This is a genomic window from Bauldia sp., from assembly GCF_020442045.1.
In the GTDB taxonomy this organism is placed as follows: domain Bacteria; phylum Pseudomonadota; class Alphaproteobacteria; order Rhizobiales; family Kaistiaceae; genus Bauldia.
This window is the reverse complement of sequence record NZ_JAGRLA010000089.1, coordinates 1-21,539: the sequence shown is the minus strand read 5'-3', so window position 1 is coordinate 21,539 and position 21,539 is coordinate 1. Positions and strand designations below refer to the sequence as shown.

16 protein-coding genes and 1 pseudogene are annotated in these 21,539 nt (G+C 66.4%); 12 read left to right on the top strand and 5 right to left on the bottom strand.

Translation table 11 applies throughout. From position 1 onward, the window contains the following. The first annotated feature begins 25 nt into the window (after nt 1–25). Nucleotides 26–703, top strand: a complete 678-nt coding sequence (locus tag KDJ86_RS10365; protein WP_291745297.1) for a DJ-1/PfpI family protein — start codon at nt 26–28, stop codon at nt 701–703. Between the two features lie 129 nt (nt 704–832). Here the strand turns inward: KDJ86_RS10365 and KDJ86_RS10360 are convergent, their stop codons facing one another. Both KDJ86_RS10360 and KDJ86_RS10355 read right to left on the bottom strand, forming a co-directional pair. Then, nucleotides 833–1,213, bottom strand: coding sequence for an NADH:ubiquinone oxidoreductase subunit NDUFA12 (locus tag KDJ86_RS10360; RefSeq protein ID WP_291745295.1), 381 nt, complete (start codon nt 1,211–1,213; stop codon nt 833–835). A gap of 110 nt (nt 1,214–1,323) precedes the next feature. Then, complete coding sequence (locus KDJ86_RS10355) at nt 1,324–3,948, bottom strand: ribonuclease E/G (RefSeq protein ID WP_291745293.1); 2,625 nt, start codon at nt 3,946–3,948, stop codon at nt 1,324–1,326. A 623-nt stretch (nt 3,949–4,571) separates the two neighbouring features. Between KDJ86_RS10355 and KDJ86_RS10350 the strand changes: the two genes are divergently transcribed. The 8 genes and pseudogenes from KDJ86_RS10350 to KDJ86_RS10315 all read left to right on the top strand — a co-directional run. Further along, the gene (locus KDJ86_RS10350; RefSeq protein ID WP_291745291.1) at nt 4,572–5,843 is read left to right on the top strand and encodes an N-acetylmuramoyl-L-alanine amidase; all 1,272 of its coding nucleotides are present in this window, start codon (nt 4,572–4,574) and stop codon (nt 5,841–5,843) included. 181 nt (nt 5,844–6,024) lie between these two features. Beyond that, a complete protein-coding gene (locus tag KDJ86_RS10345; RefSeq protein ID WP_291745289.1) occupies nt 6,025–8,454 on the top strand; it encodes a penicillin-binding protein 1A in 2,430 nt (809 codons plus the stop codon). Between the two features lie 301 nt (nt 8,455–8,755). Beyond that, nucleotides 8,756–9,694, top strand: coding sequence for a trypsin-like serine peptidase (locus tag KDJ86_RS10340; protein ID WP_291745288.1), 939 nt, complete (start codon nt 8,756–8,758; stop codon nt 9,692–9,694). A 44-nt stretch (nt 9,695–9,738) separates the two neighbouring features. Beyond that, nucleotides 9,739–9,906 (top strand): hypothetical protein, encoded by a 168-nt coding sequence (locus KDJ86_RS10335; protein WP_291745287.1) that lies wholly within the window; start codon nt 9,739–9,741, stop codon nt 9,904–9,906. A 171-nt stretch (nt 9,907–10,077) separates the two neighbouring features. After that, entirely contained in the window at nt 10,078–10,338 is a 261-nt protein-coding gene (locus KDJ86_RS10330) for a hypothetical protein (RefSeq protein WP_291745286.1), read from the top strand. A 91-nt stretch (nt 10,339–10,429) separates the two neighbouring features. Beyond that, entirely contained in the window at nt 10,430–10,699 is a 270-nt protein-coding gene (locus KDJ86_RS10325; RefSeq protein WP_291745285.1) for a hypothetical protein, read from the top strand. A 61-nt stretch (nt 10,700–10,760) separates the two neighbouring features. Continuing rightward, nucleotides 10,761–11,892 (top strand): peptide chain release factor 2 gene (prfB, locus tag KDJ86_RS10320; protein ID WP_291745284.1). Its coding sequence is split into 2 segments (ribosomal slippage): nt 10,761–10,829 and nt 10,831–11,892, totalling 1,131 coding nucleotides; the frame shifts between segments, so codons are not numbered across the junction. 172 nt (nt 11,893–12,064) lie between these two features. After that, a pseudogene (locus KDJ86_RS10315) lies at nt 12,065–12,841 on the top strand (D-alanyl-D-alanine carboxypeptidase family protein); the annotation flags it as partial. A 42-nt stretch (nt 12,842–12,883) separates the two neighbouring features. Here KDJ86_RS10315 and KDJ86_RS10310 read toward each other — a convergent pair. Together KDJ86_RS10310 and KDJ86_RS10305 are read right to left on the bottom strand one after the other, a co-directional pair. Next, nucleotides 12,884–14,149, bottom strand: a complete 1,266-nt coding sequence (locus tag KDJ86_RS10310) for a M23 family metallopeptidase (RefSeq protein ID WP_291745282.1) — start codon at nt 14,147–14,149, stop codon at nt 12,884–12,886. A 166-nt stretch (nt 14,150–14,315) separates the two neighbouring features. After that, nucleotides 14,316–14,780 (bottom strand): peroxiredoxin, encoded by a 465-nt coding sequence (locus tag KDJ86_RS10305; protein ID WP_291745281.1) that lies wholly within the window; start codon nt 14,778–14,780, stop codon nt 14,316–14,318. Nucleotides 14,781–14,988: 208 nt separating this feature from the next. Here KDJ86_RS10305 and KDJ86_RS10300 point away from each other — a divergent pair, with 208 nt between their 5' ends. Then, nucleotides 14,989–18,372 (top strand): YhdP family protein, encoded by a 3,384-nt coding sequence (locus KDJ86_RS10300; RefSeq protein WP_291745278.1) that lies wholly within the window; start codon nt 14,989–14,991, stop codon nt 18,370–18,372. Between the two features lie 169 nt (nt 18,373–18,541). Here the strand turns inward: KDJ86_RS10300 and tyrS are convergent, their stop codons facing one another. Next, complete coding sequence (gene tyrS / locus KDJ86_RS10295) at nt 18,542–19,786, bottom strand: tyrosine--tRNA ligase (protein ID WP_291745276.1); 1,245 nt, start codon at nt 19,784–19,786, stop codon at nt 18,542–18,544. Between the two features lie 200 nt (nt 19,787–19,986). On the opposite strand from tyrS, the gene KDJ86_RS10290 reads away from it, so the two are divergent. Then, nucleotides 19,987–21,078, top strand: coding sequence for an anhydro-N-acetylmuramic acid kinase (locus tag KDJ86_RS10290; protein ID WP_291745274.1), 1,092 nt, complete (start codon nt 19,987–19,989; stop codon nt 21,076–21,078). 125 nt (nt 21,079–21,203) lie between these two features. Then, nucleotides 21,204–21,377, top strand: coding sequence for a YjiS-like domain-containing protein (locus KDJ86_RS10285; RefSeq protein ID WP_291745273.1), 174 nt, complete (start codon nt 21,204–21,206; stop codon nt 21,375–21,377). Nucleotides 21,378–21,539 lie beyond the last annotated feature (162 nt).

Genomic DNA, 21,539 nt, shown 5'->3' with positions numbered 1-21,539 from the left:
AAAGACAGAGGGAGGTATTCCCGCCATGGCTGGCAAGAAAATCCTGATGCTCGTCGGGGACTTCACCGAGGAGTACGAGATCTTCGTCTTCGACCAGGGGATGGAGGCGATCGGACACGAGGTCGATATCGTCTGTCCCGACAAGAAGGCCGGCGAGCTGCTGCACACCTCGCTCCACGACTTCGAGGGGCACCAGACCTACACGGAAAAGCCCGGCCACAATCACCATGTGACCAAGACCTTCTCGAAGGTCGATCCGGCCGATTATGACGCCGTCTACATCGCCGGCGGACGCGGCCCGGAATACATCCGCATCGACAAGCGCGTGCAGAGGATCATCAAGCACTTCCACGAGCACGACAAGCCGATCTTCACGATCTGCCACGGCGTGCAGGTGCTGATGGCGGTGCCCGAGACGATCCGCGGCAAGGAAGTCGCCGGCCTCCAGTATTGCGAGCCGGAAGTGACCGCGGTGGGCGGCACCTATGTCGACGTGCCGCCGACCGGCGCCCATGTCGACGGCAAGCTCGTCTCCGCCAAGGGATGGACCGGCCTCGCCGCCTTCATGCGCGCGTGCAACAAGGTGCTCGGCACGGAGATCCACCACAGCAAGTCGAAGGCCGCCGGCAAAGCCAAGTCCGGCAAGGCGGGCTCGAAGCGGAGCGGCGCCCGGGCGGGCAACGGCGCGCGGGTCGCGGCCTGACAAGGCCCGACCGCGGAAGCCTGTTCGGCGACATCAAAGGGGCGCCCGCCTGTCAGGCGGACGCCCCTTTTTCACGATAGCTGTCGCGGCTTTCGATCCGAATCCCCATGGGGCAGGGATCGCGGGCGATCAGCCCTCCGGGCTCCAGGGCTCGTAGTCGGGCCGCGCCGGCGTCCGCGGGTCGCGATGGAGGATCGAACCCGGCGGCCGGTAGGCGCGGGGGGTGCCGGTGAGATTGGGCTCGTGCGGCTTCTCCCACTCGCGCGGCTTGTAGTCGCCCGGCGGTTCGTCGACCCGGTAATGCATCCACGAATGCCATCCCGGCGGGATGCGCGATGCTTCGGCGAGGCCGTTGTAGATCACCCAGCGGCGATCGCCGTTCCGCTGCCGGTAGTAGCGGTTGCCCTGCTCGTCTTCGCCGACCAGCTCGCCCTTCCGCCAGGTCCAGAAGCGGGTGCCCATGGTCTGGCCATTCCACCAGGTGAAGAATTCTGTCAGGAAGGTTTTCATCGACCAGTCCGGACCCTCGGCTTCCGCGTCGCAACGTTCTCACAGAGGCTATGCCGGAAGTCGCCGGCCAAGGCAAGGCGCGACAATCCCGGCCGGGCGACCTCCCCGCCCTAGAAGAAACTCCGGCGCTGCCACCAGCCGCTTCGCTTCGGACGGTTGCTGTCCTCTTCCGCCGTCTCCTCGACCTCGGGCCGCGGGAGCTCGGGCTCTTCCGCCTCGCTGGCGACAACCGGCTCCTCGGCTTCGGGGGCGGCGCTGTCCTGCGGAGTCCACTCGTCTTCCGCGGCCGGCTCGGGCTCCGGGGCCGCGACCGGGGACGGCAGTTCGGTGTCGAAGGCAATCGGCGCCGCGTCGGTCTCCTCAGGCTCGGACGGGGCAGCCGCCGGGACATGGCCGGCGCCGGCGTCGCCGTTGATCACGGGCGCGGTCTCCGGATCGGCCGGCGGCGCGTCGCCATCGGCCGGCGGCTCGGACGGCCGGGCGTCGTCGGCCGGCGCCTCGGGAGCGGCTTCCGGTCCGGCGACCTGCGTCTCGTCATGCTCGCCGTTGCCGCGCTCGCCATTGCCGCGGCCGCGCTGTCCGCGACGTCCACCGCGGCGTCCGCGGCGGCGCTTCTTCGGGGCAGGCGCGTCGCCATCCTCGTCGCCACCGGCGGTGCGCTCGTCGGGCTCTTCCTCCTGGGCCGCGACCGTGTCGGTCTCGGGGTCGGCGTCTACGGTTTCGGCCTTCGTCTCCCCGGCTGAATCCGAGCCGCCGCCGCGCCGCCGCCGCCGGCGCCTGCGTGGCCGGCGCTCGCTCTCGCCTTCGCGCGGTTCCTCGTCGCCTGCCGCCTCGACTTCGGCGGCCGCTTCGTCGAGGTCGTCGAGATCCTCGTCCGGCTGGACGGAATCGGGCTGGACCGAGGTGACGACCGCTTCCGGCCGTTCCGCCGGCTCGCCGCGTTCGACGGCAAAATGGGCGCTGTTCACCAGCGACTCGTCGGCGTTGACGGTGATGGTCAGGCCGAAACGCTGCTCGAGATCGGACAAATGGGCGCGCTTCTGATTGAGGATGTAGAGCGCGACCGGGGTCCGGGTGCGGATGATGAGATTATGGGTCGCGCCCTTCAGGAGCTGCTCCTCGAGAGAGCGCAGCACGTGGAGCGCAACCGAGGCCGGCGCGCGGACGTGACCGCTGCCCTGGCATGTCGGGCAGACCGAGGTCGTCGATTCGAGCACGCCGGTGCGGATGCGCTGGCGCGACATTTCGAGCAGGCCGAAATGCGAGATGCGCCCGACCTGGATGCGCGCCCGGTCGCTCTTCAGCGCATCCTTGATCCGGCGCTCGACAGCGCGGTTGTTGCGCTTCTCCTCCATGTCGATGAAGTCGATGACGATCAGGCCGGCGAGGTCGCGGAGCCGGAGCTGGCGGGCGACTTCCTCCGCCGCCTCGAGATTGGTCTGGAGGGCGGTGTCCTCGATGTTGTGCTCGCGGGTCGAGCGGCCGGAGTTGACGTCGATGGAAACCAGGGCCTCGGTCTGGTTGATCACCAGATAGCCGCCGGATTTCAGCGTCACCTGCGGCGAGAACATCGCGTCGAGCTGGGCCTCGATGCCGGCGCGCGCGAAGAGCGGCTGGCTGTCGCGATAGGGCTTCACGTTCTTCGCATGGCTCGGCATGAGCATGCGCATGAATTCCTTGGCCTCGCGATAGGCGTCCTCGCCGGCGACGAGGATCTCGTCGATCTCCTTGCTGTAGAGATCGCGGATCGACCGCTTGATCAGGCTGCCTTCCTCGTAGACCAGCGTCGGCGCGGTGGAATGGAGGGTCAGCTCGCGGACATTCTCCCAGAGCCGGAGCAGGTACTCGAAGTCGCGCTTGACCTCGGCCTTGGTGCGGCTGGCGCCCGCCGTCCGCAGGATGACGCCCATGCCCTCGGCGACGTCGAGGTCGGCGACCACGTCCTTGAGGCGCTTGCGGTCGGCCGGGCTGGTTATCTTGCGCGAAATGCCGCCACCGCGGGCGGTGTTCGGCATCAGCACGGAATAGCGGCCGGCAAGCGAGAGATAGGTGGTCAGGGCGGCGCCCTTGTTGCCGCGCTCTTCCTTGACGACCTGGACGAGAAGCACCTGGCGGCGCTTGATGACTTCCTGGATCTTGTACTGCCGCGCCCGCGCCTTGCGGCGGACGGGAACCTCCTCCAGGGCATCCTCGGCACCGACGGAATCGACCTGCTCGTCGCTGACGACGTCCTCGCCGTCACCGTCGCCATCGCGATCCTCTTCGTCGGGGGAGGCCTCGGCGACCGGGGCGTCCGGCATCTCGCCATCGGCATCGGACCGGTCGTCCGGCTCCACGGCGTCGTCCGCCGCCGCCCCGGCCGGCTCGGAAACCGATTCGGCCTCGGCCGCCGCTGCCGCGACGGTGTCGGGTTCGCCGTTGCCATTGCCGTTCTCGGCATCGTCATCCTCGCGCCTCTCGGCTTCGATCAGCGCCTGACGATCGGCCACCGGTATCTGGTAGTAGTCCGGATGGATTTCCGAGAAAGCAAGGAAGCCGTGGCGATTGCCGCCATAGTCGACGAACGCCGCCTGAAGCGACGGTTCGACCCGGGTAACCTTGGCTAGATAGATATTGCCGCGAAGCTGTCTGCGATTCGCGGATTCGAAGTCGAATTCCTGAACGCGATTGCCGCGCAGGACCACAACCCTCGTCTCCTCGGGGTGGGTGGCATCGACAAGCATTTTGTTGGCCATTGCGTGAATTCTCCATGGCCGCGCGCCGGCGCCAGGCGGGGTGCGTCTTGGGAGCACGCCGCGGCGCCCGTCGGGCGACCGAGTTGTCGGTGAAAGAAGGCGCCCGACCCCGACTCCGGCCGCCCGATGGGCACGACGGGAGTCGGGCCGGGCGTTGGCGGAGATTGGAAGGGATTGCGGGTCATGTCGAAGCGCCGGTGCCTCATACGTGTTTCTTCAGTCCGGACGATCGGTCCGGGATGCTCGGGGATGGCGCCCGCGAGGGCCGCCATGCCGTCTGGATCGCCGGACATGTCCCGATGCGCGACAGGCAGGTGATAGCTGCTGCATCCGTACAATGTCCGATACATCCTCCTCCGGCTCCAACCGGATGCCGGCCTCAATAACGGCGAAACACGTTTTTCCTGAGGATCGCCGCCGCTTGGACCGCTGCCGCCGCTTCGGGGAGCACCTACGGACGGAGGATGAATTCCGTGTAATCCTTGTATGTGCGCTGTGGCCACATTGCAAGATGGAGCTGTTTTCAGCAACAACAGCCATAAATTCGCCGGTAGACGGTTAACCTCCCGGTGGCCATGATTTATGAGAGGCGTCGGGGGCGCTTCGCGCGAGAGGAAGGGCTTTTGCGCAGGAAGAAAGCCATTGTCGACCGTTCGATTCTTCGTCGTCCGGTCCCCGGAGCGATTGCGGCGCTTGCTTTCCTGGCCGTCGCCGGGCTGGTTCGGCCTCCCGAATCGGCTGCGCAGAGCGACGGGCCGGTACCGATCGTCTTCGACGCGCGCATCGTCGGCGACGCGAATCGGACGCGCTTCGTCGCCGACATGACCGATGCCGCCGACGCGGCGGTCTTCACGCTCGCCGACCCCTATCGGATTGTCGTCGACATGTCCGAGGTCGGCTTTCGCCTGCCCGACGACGCCGGCCAGAAGGGACGGGGGCTGTTCTCGGCCTTCCGCTACGGGCTGATTTCTCGCGGCAAGTCGCGAATCGTCCTCGATGTCGACGGCCCGGTGAAGGTCGACAAGTCCTTTGTGGTCCCGCCGGCGGACAACCAGCCGGCCCGCCTCGTCATCGACGTCGTGCCGACCAGCCGCAAGGCGTTCCTCGCCGCGAACCGGGCCTATCGGGATTCGCTGGCCGTCAAGGGAGCGGCGAAGCGGGACCGTGCCCTGGTGGCGACGGGGCAGGGCGGCCCGGGCCCGACCGTGGTCATCGATCCCGGCCACGGCGGCATCGATACCGGAGCCAAGGGCCGGAACGGGTCGGTGGAAAAGAACCTGACGCTTGCCTTTGCCAAAATCCTTGGCAAGAAGTTAAAGGAGACGGGGCGCTATAACGTTTTGTTTACCAGAACCGACGACAGTTTCGTGGCATTGGGGGACCGGGTCGCGTTCGCCCGCGAGAACAATGCCGACCTGTTCGTTTCGGTTCATGCCAACTCTTTCCGGGGGCGTTCGGTGAGGGGCGCGATCATCTACACCGTCTCCGACGACGCATCGGACAAGATGGCCGCGGAGATCGCGCAATCGGAGAACCAGGCCGACGTGCTTTCCGGCATCGACATTCCCGACGAGGATTCGGACGAGGTCATGGACATACTGCTCGACCTCACGCAGCGCGAGACGCGAAATTTCGGGACCGTCTTCGCGAAGAACCTCGTCAAGGAGCTGAAGCTTACGACGCCGATGTTCAAGGTTCCCCATCAGCAGGCCGGGTTCAAGGTGCTCGAGGCCCCGGACGTGCCTTCGGCGATGATCGAGCTGGGCTTCGTGTCGAACGCCGATGACGAGAAGCTGCTCCTGTCGGATTCGTGGCGGGACAAGACAGCCGGCTCGGTGGTCCAGGCCATCGACGACTTCTTCGAGAGGAAACTCGCCCAGAGGGGCGGCCAGTGAGCGGCTTGTTGCAGAATCGCCACGCGGCCGGAGTGTCGAGCGGACGCGGCCGTGACGCCCAAGTTTCTCCACAAAGCACGCAGAGTTACCCAAGGGTCGGATTTGCACCAGAACGCATGGTTCGGCCTGCGGTCGCGATAGCGTTTGCGCCGCGCAGGGGCGGCCGGGGAACGCGCGCAACATGATACTAGTTCGGTTTGTCGGTTATCTTTTCGGGATCGGTGCGGTGTTATTCTTGGTCGTTGCGACAGGTATCGCCTGGTACGTCTCGGGTCTCACGCAGGACCTGCCTGACTACGACGTCCTGGCCAAATACGAACCGCCAGTCATGACGCGTATCCACGCGGCGGACGGGCAACTGATCGCGGAATATGCCCGGGAGCGACGGCTCTATCTGCCGATCCAGGCCATTCCCGACCGGATCAAGGCCGCCTTCATCTCGGCGGAAGACAAGAATTTCTACCATCACTCGGGTCTCGACTATTACGCGATCTTCCGGGCAATGGTGCAGAACGTGCAGTCCTATGGATCGGGCGTCCGCCCGGTCGGGGCCTCGACCATCACCCAGCAGGTCGCCAAGAACTTCCTGCTGACCAACGAGCAGAGCATCGACCGCAAGATCAAGGAGGCGATCCTGTCGCTGCGGATCGAGGCCGCCTACAAGAAGGACAAGATCCTCGAGCTCTACCTCAACGAGATTTTCCTCGGCCTCGGCGCCTATGGCGTCGCTGCCGCGTCGCTGGAATATTTCGACAAGTCGGTGCATGAGCTGACGCTTGCCGAGGCTGCGTATCTGGCGGCCCTGCCCAAGGCACCGAACAACTATAATCCCTTCCGCCATCCCGACCGCGCCCTCGAACGGCGCAACTGGGTGATCGACCGCATGGTCGAGAACGGCTTCGTCACGGCCGCCGAAGGCGAGGCGGCGAAGGCCGAACCGCTCGGCGTCAACCGCCGCGTCACCGCCCCGCATCTCTTCGCGGCCGATTACTTCGCGGAAGAGGTCCGCCGCCAGCTCGCCGAGATGTTCGGGGAGAAGGCTCTCTACGAGGGTGGCCTCTCGGTCCGCACGTCGCTCGACCCGACGCTCCAGGTCTATGCGCGCAAGGCGCTGATGAACGGGCTGATCAAGTTCGACCGGGCCCGCGGCTACCGCGGCCCGGTCAAGCATTTCGAGGAGATCGGCGAAGACTGGGGCAAGACCGTCGGCGAGGTCGAGGCGCTGTCTGACGTTGTCGAGTGGCGCCTCGCGATCGTGCTCGAATCCTCGGGCAACGGACTGAAGGTCGGACTCCAGCCAGGGCAGACGCCCGGCGGCGGCCTCGACGACGCCCGTGAGACCGCGACGGTTCCGCCCTCGCAGATGAAATGGGCGGGCAAGCGGCGGCCGAAGGTCGGCGACGTCATTTACGTCCGCAAGGTGGAAGACGCCGAAGGCGATGTCTATGCCCTGGAGCAGGTGCCGGAGATCGAAGGCGCGATCGTTGCCATGGACCCGCATACCGGCCGCGTGCTCGCCATGGTGGGCGGCTTCTCCTTCGCCGAGAGCGAATTCAACCGCGCCACGCAGGCCTATCGCCAGCCGGGTTCGTCGTTCAAGCCGTTCGTCTATTCGGCGGCGCTCGACAACGGCTATACGCCGTCGTCGGTGGTGATGGACGCGCCGATCGAGATCGATCCGGGGCCGGGCCAGGAGATCTGGCGCCCGTCGAACTATTCCAACGAGTTCTACGGCCCGTCGACCTTGAGGACCGGTATCGAGCGCTCGCGGAACGTGATGACCGTCCGGCTCGCCCAGGACATGGGCATGCCGCTGGTCGCCGAATATGCGCGGCGGTTCGGCGTCTATGACGACCTGCCACAATACCTGCCGATGTCGCTCGGCGCCGGCGAGACGACGGTGCTGCGTATGGTCACCGGCTATTCGATCATCGACAATGGTGGCCGGTCGATCAGCCCGACATTGATCGACCGCATCCAGAACCGCTTCGGCGAGACGGTCTTCCGCCACGACAAGCGGATCTGCGAAGCCTGCGAGGCCGCCGAGTGGCAGGGCCAGGATGAGCCCACGATCATCGACGACTCGGACCAGGTGCTCGATCCGATGACCGCCTACCAGATGGTGTCGATGCTCGAGGGCGTCGTCCAGCGCGGCACGGCGACCATCGTCTCGCGGTCGATCGACAAGCCGCTCGCCGGCAAGACCGGTACGACCAACGACTACCACGACGCCTGGTTCATGGGCTTCTCGCCCGATCTGGTGGTCGGCGTCTTCGTTGGCTATGACAAGCCCCGCAACCTCGGGCGGGGGTCGACTGGCGGCCATCTCGCGGCGCCGATCTGGGTCGACTTCATGAAGGATGCGCTGAAGGACAAGCCGGCGATTCCTTTCCGTGTTCCGCCGGGCATGAATTTCATCCCGATCGATCGCAAGACCGGGCTCCATACCAACGCCTCCGGACCCGGCGTCCTGCTCGAGGCATTCAAGCCGGGAACGGGGCCGCCGGACACCTATTCGGTGATCGGCTACACCGATTCGCTGGGCAATCCGCTGACTGTCGACCCCGATGTCGATCGCGCCGTGGTCTCCGGGACAGGCGGACTATATTGACACGAAAAGGTTGAAGGTCGGCCATTTGCCGACCTTCATTCCGCCACCATCGGGCGGCACTACAACCGGTGAGAGGGGTCTCACAAAGCGCTTGGTAGCGTCCATGCCCTTTTCCGCCTTGTCGTTCAGGAAGCGACGGTCCCAAATCCCCGCCGGCTGTTCGATAATCACCTCAAATCGTTCCGCTATTGACGTGGTCACCGCCGCGTCAGACGATAGGTTTTATCTGGTTCCGGGCGACCGGAGCTCCGGAAGCGCTCGTCAATCCCCATCACCAACCCGATCTTCAATGGAGGGTAATTTGAACCGACTTTGGCTTATCCCGGCTGCCGTGACGCTTGCACTCGTAAGTGGTCCCGGCTTCGCCCAGTCCGCCGGCAACGAAGGGAACCGGGCCGCACCGAATCGCGACCGGCTGAGCTCATGGACGCCCGCGGCCATGGAGCGGGCAAGGCAGGTGCAGTTGCCCACCGTGAGCGCCGATACGGTGGCCGCCGCGACCCGTGGCGGCCAGCGCGCGTCGCGTCCCGCCAATCCCGGCTCGAGCCCGGCCAAGGATCTGGTTTCGGATCGCGAACGCTCCTCGGGCAACGTCTACGAGAAGCCGCTCTACTGGGCCGGCAAGCTGTTCTTCCGCGCCGGCGGCGAGAACTATGTCTGCTCCGCCCAGTTCATCTCGCCGACGGTCCTGCTGACGGCCGCCCATTGCGTCCGCGACGCGGAGACCGGCGAGTGGCACGACGACCTCATTTTCGCCCTTCAGTACAAGAGCGGCGAATACTCGCAGGTCTATGACTACGTCTGCGCCGCCACCAACAAGAACTGGGTGCAGCCGGGCTTCGAGAAGTACTTCTACGACTTCGCCGTCATCAAGGTCGATAAGCCCTCCAAGACCGGCTATTTCGGCACGCACTGGGACTGGCAGGGCCAGTACAATGACGTGACCAAGATCGGCTATCCGGGTGGTGTCGAGAACGGCGAGGTGATCCAGGTCGAGAAGGGCCCGATCCAGATGGTCGAAGGCGTCGTGCAGCTCAAGCACGGCAATCCGGCCGACCAGGGCGGCTCGAGCGGCGGCGCCTGGATCGGCAAGTTCGACAGCGGCAACAACAACGATGCCAACTACATCATCAGTGTCGAGTCCTTCGGCATCGACGGTCAGCCCGGCATCGACTATGGCCCGTATCTGAACGACGACTTCAAGAGCCTGTGGGACTACGGCGAGAACGGCTGCCAGTAAGGCAGACGGTCACCGAACCCGCTGGCGCGATGGAGAAGGGTCCGTTGCTGTCACGCTTTCACGTTCTCGCCACGGCGGCGGTTTCCGTTGCCGTCGGCGTCCCGGCGAAGGCGCAGTCCACGGATCCTGAGACCATCGAGCTCGACAAGACGGCCGGAGGCGCCCGCGCCTCCGGCCGGCCCGGCCCGGCCATGGACGCGGCGACGCTTTGATGACGGGCCGAACGACACGGCGATCGCCCTCCGGTCCCTCTACTATGCGGGGATGGACGGCGTCGGCTTCGGTCCCTGTTCGGCCGAGCCTTTCAGGAAGCTGTGGCTGTTCACCGGGGACGGCCGCGAATAGAGGCAGAAAAGCACGGGGGCGTGACAATGGAGCATGACATGGGACTGAGGTTTCCTCTCCTTGCCGCGTGCGCGTCCTTCGCCTGCATTGGCGCGTCGGGCGGGAGCGCGTCCGATGACGGCGACAAGAAGCCGCCGGCCGAGATCGATTCGGTCGTCTCGACGCCGGAGACCGGCGAACGGGCCAAGGACTACTGGACGCCGGAGCGGATGCGGACCGCGAAGCCGATGCCTGGGCCGGTGCTCGACCCCAAGACGATGAAGCCGGTCGATCCCCAAGACGAGGACGATCCCGAATAGGCCGACGGGCCTTTCCGCAACCGCGACGCCTTTGACGCGGCCCTTGAGGGGGCCGCGACGCTACATCCTCGCCTCCAACCTAGGAATATATATGCGCCTCATCCTCCGCTGCCTTTCCTTGCTTGCCGCCATGACCATGGCGACCGGAGCCGGGGCCCACATCGCCGAACCCCGGCACCTGTCCGCCGGGGAAATCCTGGAGGGGCTGATCTCAACACCCGGCAAGGCGCGGGCAGCGGCCGAATACTGGACCTTCGACCGGATGGACGGGGCGATCCCGCTGTTGCCGGACGTGCTGGACCCTGTGACGCTTCAGCCGATCGTCGCGAGCCGGGCCAATCCGGCGAGAAGGTATCGCTGAGATATTGTCTCCCGGTCCGCGGGCGGCTACATGCAGGCCGAGCGCGACGACGGAGATATTGATGCGCACTGAAGTCGAACACGTGGTTGACGAGATCCAGCAGGGCATGGGCCTGCTGAGGAGGCATCTTTGACTGGGATACGGCCAAGATACGCCTCGCGGAGCTGAACGCGGCGGCCGAGGATCCCGAGCTCTGGAATTCTCCCGACCGCGCCCAGAAGGTGATGCGCGAGCGGCAGCAGCTCGCGGACCAGGTGGAGGCGGTCGAACGCCTCGAGAAAGACCTCACCGACCAGATCGAGCTGATCGAGCTCGCCGAAGCAGAGGATGACCTCGGGGTCGCGACCGAGGCGGAGGCTTCGCTCCGTGCGCTGAAGGACGAGGTCGACCGCCGGCAGGTCGAGACGATGCTGTCCGGCGAGGCGGACGCCAACGACACCTTCATCGAGATCCACGCGGGCGCCGGCGGAACCGAAAGCCAGGACTGGGCGGAGATGCTCATGCGCATGTATCTGCGCTGGGCGGAGCGGAAGGGCTACAAGACGGAAATCCTCGAATATCACGCGGGCGAGGAGGCGGGCATCAAGTCCGCCACGATGATGTTCAAGGGGATGAACGCCTATGGCTGGCTGAAGACCGAATCCGGCGTCCATCGGCTGGTGCGGATTTCGCCCTTCGACAGCAATGCCCGGCGGCACACCTCGTTCGCCAGCGCCTGGGTCTATCCGGTGGTGGACGATTCAATCGAGATCGACATCAACGAATCCGACGTGCGGGTCGACACCTACCGGGCGTCGGGGGCCGGCGGACAGCACGTCAACACCACCGACTCGGCGGTCCGCCTGACCCACGAGCCGACCGGCATCGTCGTCCAGTGCCAGAGCGAGCGTTCCCAGCACAAGAACCGGGCGACCGCCTGGGGGATGCTGCGCGCGCGCCTCTACGAGGCGGAGCTCGAACGGCGCGAGGCGGAAGCGAATGCCGAGGCGGCTTCCAAGACCGACATCGGATGGGGCCACCAGATCCGGTCCTATGTCCTGCAGCCCTATCAACTGGTGAAGGACCTCAGGACCGGCGTCGAGAGCACGACCCCGAAGGATGTCCTCGACGGCGCGCTCGACCCGTTCATGGAAGCGTCCCTCGCGCAGCGGGTCGGCGGCGAACCCAAGGCCGACATCCAGGACCTGGACTAGACACCCGCCTGGAACCGCGTCGGTCGTGGCGTCCGTGCAACGAGTCCTGTCTCTCCGGCGTGCCTGGGGAAGGCGTCCCGCCAGTGGTGGAGGTGCGACGCCGGATCGTGTTATCTGACCATATATGTTGCGAGGGTTGGGCATTCCGGGACGCATATTGGCGACTGCCACGCTGGCTCTGGGGCTGGCGGGCTACGATGGTCATGGTGCCGTCGCAGCCCAGAAGGCGGCCATCGTCGTCGATGCGAAGTCCGGCAAGGTGCTCTATTCCGACCAGGCGGACAGCAAGCGCTACCCGGCTTCGCTCACCAAGATGATGACGCTCTACCTGTTGTTCTCGGCGATCGGCAATCGTCGCGTGGGCACCAGGACCGCGTTCAGGATGTCCGAGCATTGCGCCGCGCTGCCGCCGAGCAAGCTCGGCCTGAAGCCGGGCCAGACGATCCCGGCCCGCGACGCGATCCTGGCGCTGGTCACCAAATCGGCCAACGACGTGGCCTGCGCGGTCGGCGAGCATCTCGGCGGAAGCGAGGGTGCCTTCGCCCAGAAGATGACGGCCCAGGCGCAGCGACTTGGGATGACCAACACCGTCTTCCGCAATGCGTCGGGTTTGCCCGACCCCGCCCAGGTCACGACGGCGCGCGACATGGCCATTCTTGGACGGGCATTGCAGAGGGATTTCCCGCGCAGCTTCCGGTATTTCAAGACCAGGTCGTTCAGGTGGAACGGCAAGACCTATCTCAATCACAACAAGCTTCTTGGCCGGGTCGACGGCGTCGACGGCATCAAGACCGGCTATACCAGCGCCTCGGGCTTCAACCTGGTCTGCTCCGCCGAGCGCGGCCGCAGCGAGGTCATTGCCGTCGTCCTTGGCGGCAACACCGCGAACGCGCGTGACGCGCGCATGAAGGAACTTCTCGAGGAATACCTGCCGCCGGCCCGCAGAGGCTGGCGGCTGTTCCGAAGGAACTGATGTTCCTGGGGCCCGGCCCTAGCCGGGCGAGAGCAGGGGCGTCAGCTCCGCGCCTGCCTTGATATAGGCCATCGGGTCGATCGCCTTGCTGTTGACGCGGATCTCGTAGTGAAGATGGGGGCCGGTCGACCGACCGGTGCTGCCGGTGCGCCCGACGATGGCGCCTTTCTCGACATAGGCGCCCTTCTTGACCAGGAGGCGGCTGAGATGGGCGTAGCGGGTGCGAATGCCGCCGCCGTGGTCAATCTCGATCATGTTGCCATAGCCCTTCGTATAGGCCGCGATCGTCACCCTGCCGGCGGCTGTCGCACGGGCCGGGCTGCCGGTGGGGGCCTTGAAGTCGATGCCCGAATGCATCGCCATCCGATGCACGAACGGGTCCATGCGCGCGCCAAAGCGGCTGGTGATCGGCGCCGAGGCCATCGGCTTTGCCAGCGGCAGGCGGGAAGCGACCTTCTGCAGCGTCGCGAGGTGCTCGACCTGGGTGGCGACGACGTCGACATTGGCCCTGAAGGCTTCGGGATCGGAATATTCGTCGAGCGGGACATAGGGGCCGCCAATGGCCGACTCGTTATCGTCGTCAAGCTTCGGCTTGTGGCCGAGCTTGCCGAGGACGGCGGCGATCCTGGACGACCGTGCGGTGACCTCCTGGGCGATCTCGGTAACGTAATCGACCTGCTCGCGGGCAAGGGCATCGATCGACGACTCGGCCTCGACGATGCGCTCGAACTCGTCGGACGGCGGCAAGGGCGCCGTCGACGTATCGGTGCGCAGCGCCGCCGAGGCGACCCTCACGGGCGTTTCGGCCGGCTCGATGCTGCCGGTGGTGATGGTGTCCGCTTCGTTCGGATCGGCGGGCCGCAGGCGCGGGAGGGGCGCCGTCTCGGGCACCAGGCCGGCGCCGCGGACGGTCTGGCTGAGGCTGGCGATGATATCCTGGCGCGCGTCGAGGGCTTGCTGGCGACCGAGCAATTCGGCGAGGCGGCCCTCGAAGGCTTCCTGGTTGAGCAGCTGCCGGCTGGTCAGGCGGTCGATGTCGGACCGCAGCATGGCGATGCGATCCTCGTAGGCCTGCTGGATACGCGCCTGCCGGGCGAAGGAGGCGGCGAGCAGGTCGTCGCGGAAGACCAGATAACCGGTCGCTGCGAAATAGAAGACGCCGAAGAGGATGCCGGTGATGGCCGTCGCGGCCGCCGCCCAGGGCTTTACGTGGAATTCACGGACGTCCTGGCCGCGCGCGATCAGGATGCGATATCGCCGCTTGCCGGCGGGGCGAGCTTTCACGAATCGGGGCGGAGTTGCAGTCGACATACGCAGTCACCATCAGAATCGCTGAAACAACTGCGGAAGTTAGACCCGGTTAGGGTTAACATTTCCCTTAGCGGGCACTCGCGACGGAGCGGAAACCGATGGTTTTTCCGCGGCTCGGACGGACCGCGGAAGAGACTTCTCAGAGAGCCCTCACGGCCTCGAGGACCTTGTCGACATGGCCCTTGACCCGGACCCGGGGCCAGACCCGGGCGACCCGGCCATCCGGTCCGACCATCACGGTAGAGCGGATGACGCCCACCGTCGTGCGGCCGTACATCATCTTCTCGCCCCAGGCGCCATAGGGTTCGAGCGCCTTGTGGTCGGGGTCCGAGGCGAGCATGACCCCGAGCCCGTGTTTGGCCTTGAACTTCTGGTGCGACTCGATCGTGTTGGGCGAGATGCCGATCACGGTGGCGCCGGCTGCCTCGAATTCGGGGAGGGCGCTGGTGAAATCGATCGCCTCGGTGGTACATCCGGGCGTATCGTCATTGGGATAGAAATAGAGAATGACGGTGCGGCCCTTCAGATCCGAAAGCCTTATCGAGCCTCCACCGTCGATCGCCAGTTGGAAATCCGGTGCTTCGTCACCCTCTGATACAGCCATGGTGCCTTCCTTTGGTCGCTATTGGATGGCTTGAGAATTGCTCCCTGTCCGCAATCGGCGCAAGGCCCGAGTGCCGCGTGGCGACGACGAGCCACACCGTGACAGTGAAACGGACCGGCCAGGCGACGGCGTGGCGGCATGCAGCCGCCATCAAACGCCGCCGCCGGATGAACGCCGCTTCGGAGCTGCCAACCGCCCGCCGATGCCAGTGAGACGATATTCCGACGGGACTGCGGAACTGGATGCCGACGAGGAGCCGCGCCGGCGATCGCGCGGCATGAGGCTCGGCCTGCTTGTCGCGGCGGTCGTCGGTGGACTTCTGCTGTTCGTGGTCGTGGCGATCATGGCGGTGGTCCTGTCGGGACCAACCGAACTGGGCTTCGTCAGGGAGGGCTACCGCGAGGCGCTCCAGGCGCGGCTCGGCAGCGATTACCTGGTGACGGTCGACAAGGCCGCCATCGACGTCGATCCGGTGCTCGGGCTGGTTGCCGATATCGGCGATACCGAGGTTGTCGACTCCGGAGGCGCGGTGGTCGCCCGCATCCCCGGCACCCGACTGGCGATCGATCCGCTCTCGCTGATCGGGTTCAGGGTGACGATCACTGCGGTCGAACTCCGATCGGCGGAATTCTCGCTGGTGCGGCCGGAGCGCGGCACGGTCTATCTCGGCACGCGCTCGACCTTATCCTCGGCGACGGCATCCGGTGAAGCTCCCGACGGGCCGATACCGGGCGCGGGGCCCGACGGCGGCTTTCCGGAGATCGCCTCGCTCATTCGTCTGGTCGATCGGGGCCTCGAGGCGCAGCTCGACTTCTCCGTCGCGTCGCATTTCCGGACGCTGTCGCTGATCGGCGGCACGATCAATGTCTGGGACGTTCCCTCCCAGCGACAGCGGCATTTCGGCGAGACCGACTTCGACGCGACCTTTGACCCCGAAAAGCGCGGACTGGCCGTGTCGATCGCGACCTCCGGCTACGCCGGACGCTGGAGCGGCACGCTGGAGAGGACGGAAGATCCGGAAACCGGCGCCCACCAGATCTCCGGCGTCTTCTCGCAACTGACGCTCGCCGATCTGTTTCCGCAATTCGGCGGCGACAGCGCCACCTCGGCCGACATCCCGCTCTACGGTCGTGCCAATATCGATTTTGCCGGCGATGGTGCGATCGAGGCGGCGATGCTGAGGCTCGATGTCGGGGCGGGCGTCTTCACGACCGGCAGCGAAGACGCGAGCGTGCTGCTCGACGAGGCGACGATCAAGCTCGACTGGGATGTCGCGAACCAGACCATCAACGTCGAGCCGTCACCCCTTTATTTCGGCAAGACGAGAGGAGTGGTCACCGGCTGGATTCGCCCTTCCGGACCGGTCGGGCACGGGCGCTATGCCTTCAATCTCGAGTCGTCTGGCGCGGTCCTGGCGGCGCGGGACGCTGAGGCGCCGCCTGTCATCGCCGACCAGATCGCCCTGTCCGGCATCTACGACCTGCCGGGCCGGCTGCTCGATATCGAGGATCTCTCCATCCAGACGCAAAGCGGATCGCTGGCGCTCGCCGGAACGGTCGGCTTCGAGGACGCGGGACCGTCGCTGGCGCTTGCCGCATCGCTGTCGCCGATGCCGGTTGCCACCTTCCAGCAGATGTGGGTGCCGTTCCTCGCGCCCGGCGTCCGCCACTGGGTGCTGGCAAACATGACCGGAGGGACGATCGAATCCGGTCAGTTCGAGGCGACCATTCCGGCCGGTGTGCTGGAGAGCGAGCATCCCCGGATGCCCGACGACGGCCTGAGCCTCAATCTCCGGCTCAAGGACGCCGCCTTCCGGACATTCGGAGACCTGCCGCCGGTTTCCGGCGCCTCCGGGAATGCCGTTTTGTCCGGCAAGACACTCGGCGTCGACCTCGACGCCGCGCGCCTCGAGCTCGCTTCCGGGCGGACCGTATCGATCGATGCCGGCGCCTTCGCCATCGACGACGTCTTCGATCCCGCGCCGGTCGCCGTCGTGGAGCTTGAACTCGCCGGACCGGCGGCGGGATTGGGCGAGATCGCGGACGCCGCGCCGCTCAACGTCCTCGCCAAGCGGAACGTCTCGCCGGACGACCTTTCCGGTACCGCCGCCGCGACGATCTCGCTGCGTCTGCCGCTCGACAAGGAAGAGGACGAGATCGCCGAGGAGATGGGCTGGAAGGTCACCGTGGTCGGCAAGGGACTGGCCAGCGCCCGTCCGATCGAAGGTCGCACATTCAGCGATGCCGACGTCACGATTTCCGTGGTTCCCGACAATTTCGCCGTCAGCGGAACCGCCACGATCGATGGCGTACGCGCCGATGTCAGCATCTCGCAGCCGCTTGGACATGAGGGAGCGGCGAGCGGCCGCGGGCAGCAGCTTGCGCGCCTTTCCCTCGACAAGGCGGCGCGCGACAGGCTCGGCCTGAGCCTCGACGACATCGTCGACGGCACGGTCGGAACCCAGATCAGCAGCCTCGCCGACAGCGACGGCCAGCACTACGACCTCGACCTGGGGCCGGCGCGGCTGACCCTGCCGGGACTGGGCTGGACCAAGGGGATCGGGGTCCCGGCGACGCTTTCCTTCGACCTGATCCCGGTCGAAGGCGGACAGAGCGTCGAGAACATCGTGCTGGAGGGCGATGGCTTCGGTCTCGAGGGCTCGGCCTTCATCGACGCCACGGCCGGCCTCGTCTCGGCCGAGATCAGGCGCTTCGCGCTTCGCCCGGAAGACTCGATGGCCTTCACGCTGGCGGCCACGGAAAAGGGCTACGCGATCAAGGCGCGTGGCGATGCGTTCGACATGCGTGGCGTCATCACCGAAGCGACGAAGACCGGCGAGGGCGACGGCGGACCCGATATATCGGTCGAGGCGGATATCGCCAAGGTGACCGGCTTCAATGGCGAGGCAATGACCGGCTTGAAAGCGGCCTACGTGACGGTCAACGGCTCGCCGACCCGGATATCGGTGGCCGGCTCGCTCGGCGGGACGCGGGTCGCGGTCGACTTCTCCGACTCCCGGAAGGGGGCTTCCCTGCAGGTCTCGGCCGGCGCCGGGAGCCTCTTCCGATTCCTGAACCTCTATGATCGCATCAACGGTGGTGTGGTGACGATCTCCGCACAGAGGGTCGGCCGGGGCGGCCCGATGGCCGGCAAGGCGACGGTGACCGATTTCGATATCCTCAACGAGCCGGCGGTGAAACGGGTGATCTCGAGCGCGCCGACCAAGCAGCGGATCGATCCGACCCGGCTGCATTTCGATCAACTGGCGGCGCGCTTCCACCTTTCCGGCGAGGCGATCACCATCGACGAGGCGCTGCTGCGCGGCCAGGCCGTCGGCGCGACCTTCAACGGCCGCGTCGACCTGCGCCTCGGCCATGTCATGATCAACGGTACCTATCTTCCGCTCTACGCGCTGAACAACGTCTTCGGCCGGGTGCCGGTGCTCGGCCTCGTGCTCGGCGGCGGAAACCGGGGCGGGCTGATCGGCGTGACCTTCCGGGTCGAGGGACCGCTCGGCGGGCCGCAGGTCTATTTCAACCCGCTCTCGGCGGTGGCGCCCGGCATCTTCCGCAAAATCTTCGAGTTCCGGTAGCAGAGGGAGATCGGTGGTCGCTGCGTCCTTCGAGGCTCGGGCTTCGCCCCCGCACCTCAGGATGGCGAGGTCGGAACCTCGGGGGCGGCAGGTTCAGCCGGGGAGCCATCCCGTGGTCCTCGCCGCGTAGGCGGCGAGCCTCGAAGGACGCGCCACGCAAAAGGCAACGCTACCCCGCCCGCACCAGAACGTGCTTCTTGCGCCCGTGGGAGAGCTTGATCGCCCCCTCGGCGAGGTCGACGGCCGAGACGACCGCCTTTTCGTCGGTGACCGCCGTGTCGTTGATCCTCAGGCCGCCGCCGCGGATCGCGCGCCGCGCCTCGCCGTTCGACGACATCAGACCCGCCTGGACGAAGAGGCCGAGCACGCCGATGCCGGCCGCGAGGTCCGCTTCCGCGACGGTGATCGTCGGCAAGGCGTCGGCGCGGGTGCCTTCCTCGAAGGTTCGCCTTGCCGCCTCCGACGCCTCCCCGGCCGCGGCCCGGCCATGGAGAAGCGCGGTCGCTTCGGTGGCGAGGACCTTCTTCGCCTCGTTGATCTCGGCGCCGCCGAGTGCCTCCAGCCGGGCAATCTCGTCGAGCGGCAAGTCGGTGAAGAGCCTGAGGAAGCGGCCGACATCCGCGTCCTCGGTGTTCCGCCAGAACTGCCAGTATTCGTAGGGCGAGACGAGGTCGGCATTCAGCCAGACCGCGCCGGCCGCGGTCTTGCCCATCTTGGCGCCGGACGCGGTGGTGATCAGCGGCGAGGTGAGGGCGAAGAGCTCGACATTCTCCATCCGCCGGCCAAGGTCGATGCCGGAGATGATGTTGCCCCATTGGTCGGAGCCGCCGAGCTGCAGCCGGCAGCCGAAGCGGCGGGCAAGCTCGACGAAGTCGTAGCCCTGTAGGACCATGTAGTTGAATTCGAGGAAGGAGAGGTGCTGCTCGCGCTCGAGCCGCATCCGGACCGAATCCCGCTGGATCATCTGATTGACCGAGACGTGGCGACCGACGTCGCGGAGAAAGGAGATGTAGTTGAGCCCGAGCAGCCAGTCCGCGTTGTCGACCATCAGGGCGCCGGTCGGCCCGGAGCCGAAATCGAGGAAGCGGTCGAAGACCGTGCGGATGCCGTTCTTGTTGGCTTCGATGTCGGCCTCCGACAGGACCTTGCGGCTCTCGTCCTTGCCCGAAGGGTCGCCGACCCTGGTCGTGCCGCTGCCCATCAGCGCGATCGGCCGATGACCCGTCTTCTGCATCCAGCGCAGCATCATGATCTGCAACAGGCTGCCGACATGGAGGCTCGGCGCCGTGCAATCGAAGCCGATATAGCCGGAGACGGGCCCGCTGGCGGCGAGGGCGTCGAGCCCTTCCAGGTCGGAGCATTGATGGATGAAGCCGCGCTCTTCGAAGACACGCAAGAAGTCGGACTTGGGCACTGGTCTGGTTTCCCGGCGGATGAAAGGTCAGGCCCGGCCGCCGCCCATGGAATGTGAGGAACCTTGTGGAGGCACCGGGCGAAAGCCGTATAACAGGGGCCGCCGCCGATTTCACTTGTCGTGAGTCTCACATTTTGCCGCTTTTTCGTCCGCGGCCATGCCATTCACCCGATATTCGGAACCTTTTCCGGAAGATGACGATGCAGACCGTGGCCGGAATGATGAGCGGGACGTCGATGGACGGGGTCGATGTCGCGGTGCTCGTCACCGACGGCGAGTCGGTCGAAAGCTTCGGGCCGACCTTCTTCCGTCCCTATGACCAAAGCGAGAGGACGATCCTGAGGCAGGCGCTCGCCGAGGCGCGGGAGCTGACGGACCGGACGGCACGACCCGGCATCCTTGCCGAGGCCGAACGGGTGGTGACCGACGCCCATGGCGACGCGATCGAGACGTTGCGGGCGGCGAATCCGGGACTGACCGTCGATCTCGTCGGATTTCACGGGCAGACGGTGATCCATGCGCCGGACCGCCTCTTCACCGTGCAGATCGGCGACGGGCCGGCGCTGGCACGACGGCTCGGGACGCCGGTGGTCTACGACTTCCGCGCCGCCGACGTCGCCGCCGGCGGGGAGGGCGCGCCTTTCGTGCCGCTCTATCATCGCGCGCTGGTGCGGATGGCCGGACTGACCGGCGACATTGTCGTCGCCAACATAGGCGGTGTCGGCAACATCACGCGGATCGGCGCTGACGGCGGTATCGCGGCCGGTGACACGGGTCCCGGCAACGCGATGATCGACGATCTCGTCGCCAAGCGGACCGGAGCGGCGATGGACGAGGGCGGGCGGCTCGCGGCACGCGGCGCGGTCGACAAGCTGGCGCTGACCGCGCTGATGGCCGATCCGTGGTTCGGCGAGCCGCTGCCGAAGTCGCTCGACCGCAACGCTTTCTCGCCGGCGCCGGTGCAGCTCCTCCGGACCGAGGACGGCGCGGCGACGCTTGCCGCCTTCACCGCCAGCAGCATGGCCGGTGCGATCGTCGATGCCGGCGGCGCCGACCTGATCGTCGTGTCCGGCGGCGGCGCACACAACCCGGTAATTCTCGGAATGCTTGCCGAGATGAGCGGCGCCGAGGTCAAGCGTGCCGACGATCTCGGCTGGCGGGGCGATTTCATCGAGGCCGAGGCGTTTGCCTATCTCGCGGCGCGGAGCCGGGCCGGGCTGCCGCTGAGCCTGCCGGAGACGACCGGCGTTGCCGCGCCGATGACCGGCGGGGTTCTGGCACGGCCCGACTGAGCGGTCTCCTTGCGGCCGGAGCCGGGCGGGACGGTGTGACGCCGCTCACAGCGTGTGACGGCGACGACCGTTAGACACCCGCGCTTCGCAAACGCCGATTGCTTCGCACGAGGAGGACATCAGTCATGTCGATCGAGCCCGGGAAGAGCCTTCTCGCCATCGCGGCGTCACGACAGGTCGTGCGAATGGAGCCGTCGGAGAGCCGCCGGACGATACGCGTGATCCGTCGCCTCTCGCCGCATCTGCTCGCCGATATCGGCTATTTCCGGACCCCGCCGGGGATCGTCAGGTCGCTTTGAAGGTTGGTCGGGAAGGAGGGCGCTCCGGCCCTCCCGCGCCGTTCGCCCGCTGCCTATGCGGCGTCGATCATCGCCTGGCGCATGTCGACATAGTTGGCGCAGATGTCGAGAAGCTCGTCGACGTGGTTCTCGAAGAAGTGGTTGGCGCCGGGAACGATCTGC